We start from the raw sequence: 15,022 nt of genomic DNA, 5'->3' as shown, positions 1-15,022 counted from the left end.
CCGAGCTCTTTCCAGAACAAAAATACTAAGTTACCGTCTAAAATAGTTGATAATACTATCTTTTTATCCTGTTATTTGATAATGTAAATAACATACAATAAATTCCGCTTATAAGGAGGGAATCAATGATGATCTCCATTTTCATTATTTTAGCTATTTTTATTTTATATAATATTAATAGACTAACAAATGCCCTATGTTTACAAAAAGAAATTCCTGAAGAAAAACAACCAAAAGTTTTTCGAACAATAAATGTTCTTATCACGATTCTTTTGATTTCTTCCTATGTAGATATTCTTTTTTAACATCAAATTATTTTTTTAACCATCTCTGTTCCTTTAATCATACTGGCAAACAGAGATATGTAGAAAAGAAGCAGTGTAATAGTCGATAATACCGACTGTTACACTTGCTTCTTTTTATATTTCTTCAGATCAACTTATAGCCAAGCTGCTCCGATGATCACTAATAAGATGAATAGTACTACTAATAAAGCAAAGCCTCCACCGTAAACTCCTCCACCAGACATGAAGATTCCTCCTCTCTCTATCGTTCCAGTTGTTCATTTGGCGCATAAATGGGCACTCATCCTAGTAAGATTGCCATTATACGCTTTTATAGCTTACAGCCATGCAGCGCCAACGATAACTAATAAGATAAACAGTACAACGATTAAAGCAAAACCTCCGCCGTAAACGTTACCCATAGTAACACCTCCTTTAAGGTTGCTACCATTTGTTAAATAAATTTATGGTGTTTCGGTTTTCTTCTTTCTTTTATTCATATGACTGCGTTAATTTCTTCCAATCGATGATCAATATGCTTTCAGTTTTACACAACTCCGTCCACTTCTATCTAAACTAAAACCTATTGATCACTTGATAACGATTGAGCTTGCTGAGATCCGAATAAAAGAATTTACTGTTAATTATATAATTCCATATAGTACGCCAACTCTATTTGCCTTTTTTACTACGTAACCGTAACAACCTTTTGAATTTGCTTAACGCGAATTCTTTTGAACTCTTATTCAAGCTCAATTTATCATATGTATTTGACCTAAATTCGGAACAGGACATATACCCATTTTTTATCAGGAAAAAAAGGACAAAAGGATATACCATAAATATGTTGTAAAAACAGACATAAAAAACAAAGGACCCAACCCATAAAATTCGTTTCCTTAGCAGAGGTACACTGCTTAGAAATGAATTTATAGCATTAGATCCTTTGGAGTAAATAGAAATAAAAGAAGTTCCTAATAAGAAGGAAGACTAAGGCTGTTAATTCTCATACGCCCTCTCTTCTCCATTTCTGCGTTTTTTCTCCTCCTCTAGCCTCTTCATATAAACTTCTCCTTCTTGTTCAATTATTTCATTTTCTGTAGCTCTATCCTCTTTTCCTGTTTTAACTGCCATAAACGCACTTATTGCAATTCCTCCTAATACAAAAATAATCCAAAGTGGGATTCCTAGCATTGAAAATTACCCCTTTCTAGTAATAACTACCTTTTACTTCATCCTATGCTAGAAAAACTAGATTATTCCCTGGAGCGCAGATTTTCACAAGAAATAACTTTCCAAATAATCCTTAACAACCATTATATAAAAGGCTATTTTCGTATAGTTTATTGCCATTATTCCTCGCCTGAACGATTGACTTTTTCTATTAAAAAACAACATTCTATAGTAAATAGTCAAACAAAAAAGGAAGAGATCCCATCGGAACTCCTCCTTAATCTTTTATTTATGAAATGTCGGCTTATAGAAGGAACGGTTTTCTAATGGGAAAACTCTTTCCGTGAATTCACCTGGTTTCGCTCTTTCTAATACACGATCCAACATATTCATTTTCGCATCGAGGTTATCGATATAGTGCAAAATTTCCGCTTCTTTAATTAATGGAGCTTTAGGACTTCCCCATTCAGGCTTTCCATGATGAGATAAAACTAAATGTTGAAGAATCACTACTTCTTCTCCTCTTATTCCTAACTCATCCGCAGCTTTACCAATTTCATTAATCATAATGGAAATATGTCCAAGTAAATTTCCTTCCAAAGTATATGAAGTGGAAATTGGGCCAGATAATTCGATTACTTTCCCAAGGTCATGGAGAATAATCCCCCCATATAGCAAATCTTTATCCAAGCTTGGATAAAGCGAAGCAATTGCCTTAGCCAAATCTAGCATACTGACAACATGATATGCCAAGCCAGAAACAAATTCATGATGATTTTTTGTCGCTGCTGGAAATTGTAAAAATGCTTCCTGATGCTTCTTTACTAAATGTCTTGTTATTCTTTGAATATTAGGATTCTGCATTTCAAATATATAATGAGTGATTTTACTTAACATTTCATCGGTTGTAAGTGGAGCTGTTTCTAAGAAATCAGCTAGGCGAACGCCCTCTTCCCCTGTTGCAACCTTAATTTGGCGAATTCTTAATTGAGACTTTCCACGATAACTTTGAATATCACCATTAACTCTTACAATTGTTTCAGGCCGATAGCTCTGTTCATCCATTTCTGTAGCATCCCAAAGCTTTGCTTCAATTTCACCAGTTTTATCTTGGAAAATAAGCGTCATAAACGGTTTCCCGTTACTTGCAATTGCTTTTGTCGCACTCTTTATTAATAAATAGGACTCAAATTGTTCCCCAACTTCATACTGAAGTACTCCTTTTTTATCCAACTCACTCTCTCCTTTATCTTTCTCTTTATTTAGTATAGCATGAACCTCTTCCATCTTTATAAGCTTGTTTCTCTTTCCTCTGCTGGTAATACATGCAAACTATTATCTGGAAAATGCTTTAATAGATGTCGATGACATGTGAAGAAAATCAATTGATTTTGCTCGCACTTCTTTAATAATTGAATCACTTTCTCCGTTCGTTTTTCATCAAAATTAACAAAGCTATCATCTATAATAAACGGAAACCAAAAGCTTTTATAAAACGTTTGTGCCAAAGCAATTCGAATAGATAAATATAGTTGTTCTGTCGTTCCTTGACTTAATTCTTTCGCTTCATAGAAAACATGCTGATGACTTTCTACTAAAAATCCTGCCCCTTCTTCCTTTGGCAAAATCCGAATGTATTTCCCTTCTGTCAAAAAAGCTAGATTTTCCTCTGCTTTCTGCAGCATAGCTGGCAGCTGTTTTTGTTTATATTGCTCAACGGTTTTGGCTAATAACTGTTTTGCAACGGCAAATTTTGCCCATTCTCTTACGTCTTCTTTGAATTCAGACTGAAATTGTTTAAATGTATGCAATAAATCAGTATACGTACCCCCACTCTCAATTCGTGAAAGCGTAAAGTTAATCGCTGCCGCCTCTTCTACAAGCTCTTTCAAGCGAGACGCTAATCTTTCTATTTTTGTTTGTTTTTCATCTAATTGCCGTTCAGGATCTAGGATTTTTTTGTACAAAGGAATTTGTTCTTTGGAGATATAGGCTATATCTAATTGAACATCAATCGTGGAAAGCCTCTCCTTATATGTATCTCTTTCTTTTTCCAGCGCTGCCTTTTCAAGAAATGCCTCTTCCTCCTTTACTCCTGCAATTGAAAAGAGAGCAGTTTTTTCTTCTGCATAACGATTATACTCTGTTTGATATTTTTCCATATGTTCTGATAGGTCATCTTGTTTTCTCTGCAAGGTTTCTATTCTGTCTTTTTTCTTTTTTTCTTCCGTTAGTGCTGTTTTTAATCGGTAACACATATTAGCAATCGTTTCTTTCTCCATTCCGATAAACTTCTCAAAAAGGTGGATAATCTTACTAATAATCTGCTCCCTTTCCTGTTGAATTTCCTCAAGCTCTTGATAAATAGAATTACTTTCTCTATCTTTTGCTTTCCATTCTTCTATTAACAAAAAAGCATCATATATTTGTTGTGTTGCCAATTCATAAGGAATTCTAAGCTCATTAGCCAATTGTCTTAACAGCTTCTGGTGGGAAAGAAAATCTGCTTCCCACTTTTCAAATCCTTGTAATACTCTTTCATAGCTCTCATTCTGCTGCTCTAATTTAAACTGAAGCTGTGTGAATTTCTCTCTACACTTTGTATCATCTTCTAGCTTCTGTTCCTCATATGGAGAAATTCCCTGTCCCTTTTCCATAATTGCAAGTAACTGAGCTCGTTCTTCCTTAATAAGTACGATTCTTTTCTTCTTTTTACGAATTTCATTTTTAGCAAGTTTTCTTCCAGACAAGAACACCAAAAAATAAACAATACTTATAGCAAAGCTAATAAGTGTTAAGAACCATTGCTCAAAAAATAAAGCCCCTGCTCCAACTAATAAAAGAAAAGTCGATAACACACTTGTTATCATGGTATTCTGTTTAATACGCTTTTCTTCTACCTTTACTTGCTCTTCCAATTGCTTGATTTCCCTTAATAGTAGATCTGCCTTCTCTTTGTTCCATCTAACTTGATTATCACTCTTTACATGCTCTTCTAGTCTAATTCTCTCATCTTTTGGCAAGAGTTTCTGCTTATATTCCTTCACTGTCTCTTCTAATAATTCTAAAGTTGTTTGTTCATCCTTTAACCGCTCGTCTAGCTCTTCTTTCTGCTCCTTTAATCTCCGTTGTTTAGAAGCGGCCTGTGCACATTGTTCTTTTAAGAAAATACTTGTATTACTTTCCTTTAATAAAATCTCTTCTTCTATCGGTAAATTACTTTTTAGACTATCAATTTCTTCCTCTATACTTTTCAGTTGATTTTGTACTTGATTTTGCCGGTTCTGTAATTGTTCATAAACAGGAAATTTTTCTACAGCCAATATAATATCCTTTTCAGATTTAATTAATTCTTCTTGTATAGATAAGCTGGTCATTTCTTGTTCTATTTCCAATGCTTTTGCTTCTAAATAGCGAAGCTCTGCTTCTACAGAAAGCATTTTCTCTTTTAGCGCTCCCCATCTAGTTAATCCATTCTGCGGGAAATTAAGCTCCTTGAAAGCAGCTAATTTTTCTTCCAATATATCCTTTTCTAGTGCAATTTCTTTTATTTTTATCCATTCTTCCAAATATCGTATTTCATGCTCTTCTTGTTTTAATTCAGCTTCTGTTAACTGCCTTTCTTTTTCTAACTCCCTTTTCTTTGCAAGTAATTGTACGTATTGATTATTATCCTTCTCCGCTACTTTTAATTGACCATGCTTATCTCGTAAATCTTGGAGCTTTTCATTTACAACTGGCTTCTTTCCGCTAGGCTTATAGCGCAAGTCTAATTCCTTTTGTAGCTCATTTTCTGCTTTCAATAATCGATCGGAGCCAACCGCCCCTGTTGAAAACAAAAATCGCCCCAGCTCTTCTCCTTTTAATTGCTGCACATTTTGCAATCCGTGTAAATTAAACGAAAAAATGGATTGATAAAGACTTTTATCTATTCCTGCTAACAGTTCATTTAAAAGCTCCTCTTGCCCTCTCCTGCCATCCTCTAAAGTGACTGTAACATCACCAGTGGCTTTTCCTTTGACTCTTTCAATTGTTGCTAGTCCAATTTTAGGAAAATAAATTTCTAATTTGCCCCCATATTTATGCTGCAGCTTCGGCTCATACCGTAGTTCTGTCTGTTGTTTTGTTGGAAATCCAAATAAAATGCTATGAATAAAACTCATTATTGTCGATTTACCAGCCTCATTTTCCCCGTAAAACACATGGATGGGAGAATGGATAGAAAACGTTAGATTTTCTAGTTTTCCATAACCGTAAATGGTAATCTTTTTTAGTTCCATATTGGTTACCTCCCGCTTTTCATAAGCATTGTAAGCAGCAAATCTTCTGCTTCCTTTGCTAGTTCTTGTTTTTCATTGACAGAAAGCTCCTCTAAGAAACGATGGGCTTTTGGATGTTGATATAATGGAGCGACTGCTTCATCCACCAACTCGGAATCCTTTGAAACAGCAAATAATTCTTCATAAAATGCTGATTCCTTTAATAGATTCTCTTTTAACCATGCCGTATTTTCCTGTCTCTTTATAGAGGCAACCCAAACAAAGGAGTCTGCATCTACCTCATCCTGGTGGAGAATTTCTAATAAATCGGAATCGAGAAAAGTTTCTTCCAAATTCAATTGTTCAATCTCGATGGAAATAATAAAGGAATATCTCTCCTCTCTCTTTTCATCAACTTTATTCCGGCAAAGTCTGTATAAATCATCAAATGTTCTTACAGGGCTGGCATCTATTTTCACTGTCTCCCAAATCACTTCAGATGTTGGGATAAATTCTAAACTAGCATCTCCTTCGCTTAATTCTACATAGTAGCATCCCTTTACTTCCGTTTCCTTTTTATGCCGGCCTTGAATGTTTCCTGGATAGATAATAGGAGGAATGGTCTCTAAAATTTCACGTTTATGTATATGGCCTAAAGCCCAATAGTCCATTTTTTTAGCGAGCAAATCTTTCACTTGAAAAGGAGCATAGGCACTATGGTCAGTCGCTCCCTCTAAATTCCCATGTAAAATTCCTATATGAAAATTGGCATCATTTCTTCGTGCGTATTCATCAATTTTTCTCTCTTTGACATGTCTTGTTTCATAACTAAAACCATAGAGATTAACCGTTACATTATTTTTCATAAATTGTTCTAACGTCACCATAGAAGGATAAACATGCACATTAGGAGGCAATTCTATTTGTACCCAGCGACCATTTAAATGATCATGGTTACCATGCACAAGATACACCTCAATTTGCTTTTCTTTTAAACGAAGCATCTCGTCTCGAAAGCGAATTTGAGCTCTTATACTTCTGTCTTCCCCATCATAAATATCTCCAGCAATAATAATAAAGTCTACTTTTTTGCTAATGGCAGTATCAATTATTTTCTTAAATGCAGTAAATGTACTTTCCTTCAGTTTGTTATGTATAAATGCGGGCAAATTCTTCAATCCAACCATTGGACTGTCTAAATGTAAATCCGCACAATGTATAAAGGATATTTCCATACTCTCACGTCCTAAAACTATTTGTTTCTATTCTACCATGCACAAAATACGAATGCACGTTCTTATCTATTTTGTTGTTCATTTCAATATCTTATGCAACCTTGTATTCTCATAAGCTTGAGGAGGGGAGTCTTACTCCCATGAAAATAAACGGTCGTCCCCCCTATTTTCATCCTTGTTGGTGAAGTTTGCTTCATGGATGACTGTCCGTTAAAAGTGGGAAATGAGACTGGGACAAAACAAAATAAATAATAGATTAGATAAGACGAACAATCTCTCATTTAGTAGCGAAACCAACTCGTTCCATTACGCTACAGACACTCCGTTTTTAATCGTTTTTTTCTAAAAAATGGTTGTTTTTATAATGGAAAATATAATTATTTGGAAAACGGAGCAGCCTGAATACACGTAGACTCCTGTGGGATTAGCGAGACAGCCTGAGACCCCGGAGGCGAAGCTGAGGAGGCTCAGCGCGAGCCCCACGGAAAGCGAAGTGTATTCAGGCTGCGGGTAACAGCAACAAACTTCATAGAACATCTCCTTTTTAAAACGAATAAAAAAAGCCCGAACAACTATACGAACCTTCATTAGCATGTACGTATAATCGTTCGAGGTTATTTGGTTGAAAATACCTATGTCCCAGCTCTTTACAAGTTTATTCTTTTTTCGTTAGTTGCAGTGCTTTCTTTATATCTTTATAAGAATTAGATTTTCCATACATAAGCACTCCACCTTTATATACTTTTGCACCAAAAATGGCCAGAATCATAATGGTTGCAACTAAAACAAGGATTCCTAAAATCGGCTCCCAAACTGGTAAATTCAGCATTCCTACTCTCATAAACATCAGCATTGGAGTAAAGAATGGGATATAAGAAGTAATCGTTACAAATGTGGTGTCCGGTGCACTTAATCCAAACATTGCAATCATAAACCCTGCCACAATTAATAATGTCATTGGTGTAATCATTTGCTGTACATCTTCAATTCTACTTACAAGCGAGCCTAGTAAAGCAGCAAGAGTAGCATATAGGAAATAACCTAAAATAAAGAAGATAGCAGCATAAATAATTGTGCTTACAGGTACCTCGTTAAACCCTAAGAACCCTTCCATCGAACTTAAGCTTTCATTGCTAGTCAGCGAGAAATAACCAACAATCATCAATATCGCTAACTGAGTTAGACTTAGTAGACCAATTCCAAGAATTTTTGCAAACATATGCTTTATTGGGGAGACACTGGAAATCAGTATTTCCATTACACGTGACGATTTTTCAGTAGCTACTTCTGTCGCTATCATATTAGCGTACAAAATGACGGCAAAATAAATTAAGAATAAGAGAACATAAACTAGCCCTCTAGCTTGATTTAATTCTTCTTCTGTCTTCGCATCTTTCTCAAGGGCAATTTTCTCAAAAGAAACTGGTTCATTTAATTTTGCTAGCTGCTCATTTGTTAAATTGAGTTGATTAGCTGCTAATTGACTTTTAACCATTTGGATACCATTTGTTATATTATCGGAAATAGATGTTTCTGCAATGTCCATCGTATAATAAGTGGCGATTGGTAAATTACTTGAATCTACATCTACTACCAGTAACCCACTATAATTTCCTTCTTCTACTTCTTTTTTAGCAGATTCTTCACTATCCTTATAGGGAACTAGTTCCAGATCCTCATTTAAAGTCTTTGTTGCCTCTTGAATAATTGGCAATAAAGAATCGCTTTGATCAATTACTGCTACTTCTGTTTTTCCTTCTTCTCCAGAAAAAGTATCAATAATGGTAGTAAGATTTGTGAGTGCAACAACAAATAATAAGGTGATAGCCGTTGTAATTAGAAAAGATTTGGTTTTAAACTTACTTAAAAATGTGTGAAATAAGATAATCCAAAAACTATTCAAGAGAAGCACCTACCTTTTCGATAAAAATATCATTTAAAGAAGGCTCTTCTAATGCAAATTTGCGGATAAAGCCTTTTCCAACAATATCTTTTAAAATTCTCTCCGCAATTTCCTCTCCTTCAATTTGAAGAGAAACTCCCTCTGCTGTTTCCTTTAATTTTAGTACACCTGGATAACGAATTAAATGCGTTAAATCAAAGTCAGCGTGGATAGTCACATTTTTCTTACCAAAGCTTCTTTTAATATCCTTTAGAGAACCATGCACAACTGGCTTTCCTTTATGCATGATGCACAGATGCTGACATAATTCCTCTACATGCTCCATCCGGTGGCTAGAAAAGACAATACTTGTACCGTTATTCTTCAAATCAACAACTGCACTTTTTAATTGCTCAACATTTACTGGGTCTAATCCACTAAATGGCTCATCTAAGATTAATAGCTTCGGCTTATGTAAAACAGCACTAATAAATTGGATTTTTTGTTGATTTCCCTTGGAAAGTTCCTCCACTTTTTTATCCAAATATTCAGGAACTTTAAAGCGCTCCAGCCAATATTCCAGCTCTCTTAATGCAGCCTTTTTTTCCATCCCTCTCAGCCTAGCTAAATAGACAAGCTGATCTCGCACTTTTAATTTTGGGTACAGCCCTCTTTCTTCTGGTAAATATCCAATATGCGGACTTGTTGAATAATTAATAGGTTTATTATCCCATGTTATTCTTCCAGCTGTACTTTCCAATATACCTAGAATCATCCGAAAAGTAGTCGTCTTTCCTGCCCCATTTCCTCCTAAAAAACCAAACATTTCATTTTCAGGAATCGAAATAGATAAATCATCCACTGCAGTGAACGAACCAAATTTTTTTGTCACGTTTCTTAGCTCTAATGACACAAAATCCCCTCCTCACTCTGTTATACGATTAGAATTGTAAAAGGTTTCATTTTACACTGATATTATATTATTTTTAGTAACATACAGCATAGTTTATTTTCAGCCTCTAAGTGAGCGATTATTCTTTTGTTTTTAAGAATTTAATCATAAGGACATGTCTGTTCATTACGTTCCAAATAGAAGATTTGCTGGGGGATTTGAGTATTAAGAGCAGAAGAAAAAAAGCTGCTGATCAGCTCTATTGAGTCTATCAGCAGCTTTTTTTATTAATGTGGTAAGAAAATTAGTTGATAAAGGAATAAAACAGCAAACACATATACTAGTGGATGAACAGACTTTCCTTTTCCTTTTACTAGCTTTAATAATGGATAAGAGATAAACCCAAGAGCAATTCCTGTTGCAATACTTGATGTAAGTGGCATACTTAGAATAACTAAAAATGCTGGGAATGCTTCATCAAATTCAGACCATTTCACATCACTAATCGCGCCCATCATCAAGCTTCCTACAATTATTAGTGCAGGAGCTGTAATAGCAGATAAACCAGAAATACTGCTAACTAAAGGAGCAAAAAAGGCAGAAATGATAAACAACACAGAAACAGTTACACCTGTTAATCCAGTACGTCCACCTGCTGCAACACCTGATGTCGATTCGATAAAGGCAGTTGTTGGGCTTGTCCCAAACATTGCTCCTACAGATGTTCCAAGTGAATCAGCAAGAAGCGCCTGTCTTGCTTTAGGTAATTTATTGTTTTTTATTAATCCAGCTTGCTCTGCAACACCAATCATCGTACCAGTTGTATCAAAAATCGTTACCAATAAAAAGGAGAATACAACAGCATACAATCCATGCTGGATCACATCACCAAATGCTGAAAATGGATTACTAATGATAAGACCTTCTGGTAAATGAGGTCTTGCCATGATCCCATTGTCAAAAGATAAGTATCCAGTAAAATAAGCAATAATACTTGTTACAATCATCCCGATGAATAATGCCCCTCTAACATTCAAACTAAATAGAACAATGGTAATCGCTAAACCAATAAGGGCGATAATGACAGGAGGAGACTGAAGATTGCCTAGTCCGACTAGATTTTCGGGATGAGCAACAATAATTCCCGTTTGTCTTAAACCGATAAATGCTATAAATAATCCAATACCTGCTGTTATTCCGTGTTTTAAGTTATCCGGAATCGCAAGAATTAATTTTTCTCTAAATGGTGTTAACGATAAAATAACAAAAATAATACCGGCAACAAATACTGCTGATAATGCAACCGTATAATCGACATTATTATTTCCGACAACAGAAAAGGCGAAGTATGCGTTCAACCCCATACCTGGTGCAATTGCGATAGGATAATTTGCGAACAGCGCCATCCATAATGTCCCCAAAGCAGCTGCAATAATGGTTGCCAGAAATACTTGATCAAATGGAATTCCGGCTTGTGAAAGAATACCTGGATTGACAACTACTATATAAACCATTGTTAGAAAGGTTGTGAATCCAGCCATTAATTCCGTTCTCACAGTAGTATTATTTTCTTTTAACTTAAACATGAAAAAACCTCCAAAAAACGAACATTTAAAAACAACATTTTCTATGTTATTCGTTTTTACAACAAAAAGCAACTATTTTTCTTGATAAAAAAATTGTCTATTTAGTGAAAAGCATTTATTAGTTTGACACTATTGCTTCTTTTCCATACGAAAATAATGACTAGAAGAAATAAAAAAATCTACCAGAACCGAAAATGATTCTAGTAGATTTTTATGGCTTAATTCTAAATGATTTTACATTTTTGCTTTCGGGGGCATTCTTATTTAGAAGCTTCTAACGAAAAATGTTCGTTTAATAAGATAATTTTTTTATCTGTATATTCCTCGAAGCTTTCATTATAGGTTTTGGGATGCTTTGGATTAGAAAATTGTGTAATCTTCCCTGTTACTGGATGAATAAATTTACTAGATGCACCACAGCCAAGCCCAATAACTGTCTGCAATTCTTCCATCATCATAATATTGTAGATACTTTCTTGATTTTTCTTTGAATAGCCGACATTCTCTAAATTACCAAGAATATTTTTCTGACGATATAGATAATATGGAACATAATCATAATCCTCTGTCCATTCTTCTGCCATCTTCATCATTTCCTGGATTTCATCTCTATCTGCAACTTTATATCTTGATTTATTGCGAGTCATTTCAGATGCACGTTTAAACGAAAGTGTATGAACGGTCAAAGATTCAGGCATTAATTCTTCTGTTTTATCAAGAGAATACTTAAACTCTTCCACACCCTCGCCAGGAAGACCGATAATCAAATCCATATTAATATTATTCATCCCATGCTTACGAGCTAGATGATACTTTTCAATTGTTTCCTCCACCGTATGATGTCTGCCAATAGCTTTTAATGTTTGTTGTGTATATGATTGTGGATTAATACTAATGCGATCGATATTATATTTTTTTAAAACTTCAAGCTTTTCTGGCGTAATCGTGTCTGGTCTTCCTGCTTCGACTGTGATTTCACGAATGTTTTCTACATTTGGGAAAGAAGTATACATACGCTCATAAAGCATGTCCATTTCTTCTGCCGTAATACTAGTTGGTGTACCGCCACCATAATAGACAGTCGTAATATGGATATTTTTTTCTTTCAGCCATTCGCCAATCTTTTCCATTTCATAATGAAGCCCACCTAAAAAGGAGGAAACAGAACCTTGTCGTCCATTAATTGCATAGGCTGGGAATGTACAATAAGCACACTTTGTCGGACAAAATGGAATTCCAATATAGATGCTTACTTCCTTTTTCAAATCATATAAATCAGGAATCACCGCTAATTGTCGATCAATGATTTTCTGCATTAAATTAATTTTTTCATCTGACATCAAATATTCTGCACGAAGAGATTGATGGGCTTCTTCTTTTGGTGTCTGATTTTGCATATGTCGATGGAGAAGTTTTGTTGGGCGAATTCCTGTTAGAATACCCCATTTTTGCACCATCCCCGTATATTCTTGTAATAACAATAAATAGCTTTTAGAAATGGCTGTTTTCATTTGCTTAAATATTTCTTTTTCCGCTAAATCACGGAGATCTGCGTTACTTTCAATTGATTTTCCGCCTTCTAGCTCCTCAAGCTTCCCTCTTACAATAAATTCATTATCAATAATTTCAGTTTCAAAATGAACATGGAGATCTGCCTTTTCTTCTGCTTCGCTATATAAGATCTTTGTATCTTCAAAAAATAAATTGCCTATATGCTCTAATGGTCTTATATAACGTTCGTCTGTTAATCCCTGTATATATATTTGTTTCATAGTAATTTTTTCAACTCACCTTTTTATTCTGAAGTATAATTACGCTTTATTTATCCAATTATACTTTAGTGTTTAAAAAATAACTAGAAAGGTCAAAAGACTTTCTGTATTTTCCATTTTCAAGAGAAGATAAAGGTTGGGACATAACTAGATAGATACTCTGTAAAGACGAACAATTTCTAATTTAGCTAGTAAATAGTGGTTGCTTTCGCACACTTTTTACAAGAGGAAATATGATTAGTTGGGAAAACAGAGCAGCCGCAATACACGTAGATTAGCAAGACAGTCTGAGACCCCGGAGGCGAAGCTGAGGAGGAGGCTCAGCGCGAGCCCCACGGAAAGCGAAGTGTATTCCGGCTGCGGGGAACCGCACTAAACTTCATGGAAACCTCCTTTTAAAAACAATAAAAAACCAAACAATTATACGTAACTTTCATTAGAATCTTCGTATAATTGTTCGGATTTATCCTTGGCTGGAATACTTATGTCCCAGTCTCTCCGTAAAAAATTAAATAATGGCTATTTTATAATATTCATCTTTCGTAAAAATTCAATTGGCTGCTGTTTGCGAAAATGTTCTTTTACCATATAAGCAACCCCGTCTTGATTATTAGATCTAGTCACCCAGTCTGCTGCAATTTTCAACTGATTTGAGGCATTACCCATTGCTACGCCAAGACCAACTGCTTCAATTACTTCTAAATCGTCCAGCCCATCTCCTATCGCAACCATTTCACTACTCTTGATACCGAGCCTTTCTCCTAAATATAACAAGCCATTCAGCTTCGACACGCCTTCTGGTAAAATATCTAAGCGCAACTCATTATGCTGAACAACGTGAATATCATCAAACATTTTTTCCAGTACTTCTTTTGCATCCTGACAATCTTTCTTTTCTTCAAAGTAAACTTCCATTTTTGGCGGGCTAACTGGTTCTTCTAATAATACATCACTTAAAACATCGACAAATTGGTGGGAATAAAACACTGGGTCTCCAGAAGATAAAACTGTTTTGGCAAGCATATTATGATGGAGCTTTGATTTATTAGCCAACGAGAATTTTTCATGCACTAACCGAATTTGGCAGATGAAACCTTCTAAAAACCGGACTATATCCGAAGTTAGATCTTCTGCTATTCGCTTAACAAAAATAGTCTCGTCGTCATTATTAGCGACTAATGCTCCTTCATGTGCAACGATATAGCTATTCAATCTTAAAGCTTTCGCTACCTTTTTTGCAGATGGTAAACTCCTTGCTGTTACAAGCGTCACATAAATTCCCTTTTGTTGTACATATTCAATCGCTTCTTTCGTTGATTTCGTTAAGCGCCCATTTGATTGAAGGAGAGTACCATCGATATTTAAAGCTAATAAGCGATAAATCATAAAATTCCCCCATTTCTTTCTTCGATGTATTGTCTTTATATATCATTTATGTAGAAAACAAGCATAATAGAACTTTCCAGCGAAGATTAACAAGAGATGTATGGATTTATTGTGGTTATATTTTGCAATGTGGGGTTATTTGTTATGGAGTTAAGTTTATGAACTAATCTGTTCCATTACACTCTCGATTTTAATTTTTCCAAGTTTGTAGTCTTTTTCAGTATCGATTAGTGTAGGAAAGCTAGTCTATGGAAAAAATTGCATTTTGTTTTTTTGTATAAAATAAGTCATTTTTTTTAAAATAATAAACGTAACATCAATTAAATCACTCAAGGAGGAAACATTCATCATGGCAAATAACAATTCATCAAATCAATTATTAGTACCTGGAGTATCTCAAGCATTGGATCAAATGAAATATGAAATTGCATCAGAGTTTGGAGTAAACCTTGGAGCTGAAACTACTGCACGTGCTAACGGTTCAGTTGGTGGCGAAATCACTAAAAGATTAGTACAAATGGCTGAACAACAACTTGGCGGTAGCAAATTCTAA

The 15,022-nt window shown here is 35.0% G+C and carries 13 protein-coding genes; 2 read left to right on the top strand and 11 right to left on the bottom strand.

Annotation, left to right across the window (positions count from 1 at the left end):
* Positions 1 to 125 precede the first annotated feature (125 nt).
* A complete protein-coding gene (locus HHU08_RS06670) occupies positions 126 to 305 on the top strand; it encodes a hypothetical protein (protein WP_035416273.1) in 180 nt (59 codons plus the stop codon).
* A gap of 134 nt (positions 306 to 439) precedes the next feature.
* On the opposite strand, the gene HHU08_RS06665 is transcribed toward HHU08_RS06670, so the two are convergent.
* The 11 genes from HHU08_RS06665 to HHU08_RS06615 form a co-directional block, all read right to left on the bottom strand.
* Positions 440 to 529, bottom strand: coding sequence for a YjcZ family sporulation protein (locus tag HHU08_RS06665; RefSeq protein WP_035416274.1), 90 nt, complete (start codon positions 527 to 529; stop codon positions 440 to 442).
* A 93-nt stretch (positions 530 to 622) separates the two neighbouring features.
* Positions 623 to 706, bottom strand: coding sequence for a YjcZ family sporulation protein (locus tag HHU08_RS06660; protein WP_035416275.1), 84 nt, complete (start codon positions 704 to 706; stop codon positions 623 to 625).
* 577 nt (positions 707 to 1,283) lie between these two features.
* Positions 1,284 to 1,478 carry a sporulation YhaL family protein gene (locus HHU08_RS06655; RefSeq protein ID WP_016201944.1) on the bottom strand — a complete coding sequence of 65 codons (195 nt, stop codon included), beginning with the start codon at positions 1,476 to 1,478 and terminating at the stop codon, positions 1,284 to 1,286.
* A 264-nt stretch (positions 1,479 to 1,742) separates the two neighbouring features.
* Complete coding sequence (gene yhaM / locus HHU08_RS06650) at positions 1,743 to 2,744, bottom strand: 3'-5' exoribonuclease YhaM (RefSeq protein WP_016201943.1); 1,002 nt, start codon at positions 2,742 to 2,744, stop codon at positions 1,743 to 1,745.
* Between the two features lie 2 nt (positions 2,745 to 2,746).
* On the bottom strand, positions 2,747 to 5,737 hold the full coding sequence (locus HHU08_RS06645; RefSeq protein WP_169188075.1) for an AAA family ATPase: 2,991 nt from the start codon (positions 5,735 to 5,737) through the stop codon (positions 2,747 to 2,749).
* Between the two features lie 5 nt (positions 5,738 to 5,742).
* Positions 5,743 to 6,951, bottom strand: coding sequence for a metallophosphoesterase family protein (locus tag HHU08_RS06640; protein ID WP_016201941.1), 1,209 nt, complete (start codon positions 6,949 to 6,951; stop codon positions 5,743 to 5,745).
* Between the two features lie 655 nt (positions 6,952 to 7,606).
* Positions 7,607 to 8,854: an ABC transporter permease gene (locus tag HHU08_RS06635; protein WP_016201940.1), complete on the bottom strand. Its 1,248-nt coding sequence runs from the start codon at positions 8,852 to 8,854 to the stop codon at positions 7,607 to 7,609.
* Positions 8,847 to 9,746 carry an ABC transporter ATP-binding protein gene (locus tag HHU08_RS06630; RefSeq protein WP_169188074.1) on the bottom strand — a complete coding sequence of 300 codons (900 nt, stop codon included), beginning with the start codon at positions 9,744 to 9,746 and terminating at the stop codon, positions 8,847 to 8,849. Before HHU08_RS06630 ends, HHU08_RS06635 begins: the two co-directional genes overlap by 8 nt.
* Positions 9,747 to 10,012: 266 nt before the next feature.
* Positions 10,013 to 11,311: an NCS2 family permease gene (locus HHU08_RS06625; protein ID WP_016201937.1), complete on the bottom strand. Its 1,299-nt coding sequence runs from the start codon at positions 11,309 to 11,311 to the stop codon at positions 10,013 to 10,015.
* Between the two features lie 260 nt (positions 11,312 to 11,571).
* Positions 11,572 to 13,083, bottom strand: coding sequence for a coproporphyrinogen III oxidase (locus HHU08_RS06620; protein WP_016201936.1), 1,512 nt, complete (start codon positions 13,081 to 13,083; stop codon positions 11,572 to 11,574).
* Between the two features lie 519 nt (positions 13,084 to 13,602).
* Entirely contained in the window at positions 13,603 to 14,469 is an 867-nt protein-coding gene (locus tag HHU08_RS06615) for a Cof-type HAD-IIB family hydrolase (RefSeq protein ID WP_016201935.1), read from the bottom strand.
* Between the two features lie 349 nt (positions 14,470 to 14,818).
* Between HHU08_RS06615 and HHU08_RS06610 the strand changes: the two genes are divergently transcribed.
* Positions 14,819 to 15,022 carry an alpha/beta-type small acid-soluble spore protein gene (locus tag HHU08_RS06610; RefSeq protein WP_016201934.1) on the top strand — a complete coding sequence of 68 codons (204 nt, stop codon included), beginning with the start codon at positions 14,819 to 14,821 and terminating at the stop codon, positions 15,020 to 15,022.

Origin of the sequence: Niallia alba, from assembly GCF_012933555.1 — a bacterium.
Taxonomy (GTDB): Bacteria; Bacillota; Bacilli; order Bacillales; family Cytobacillaceae; genus Niallia; species Niallia alba.
The sequence above is the reverse complement of the archived record's forward strand: the minus strand, read 5'-3'. Positions and strand labels throughout refer to the sequence as shown.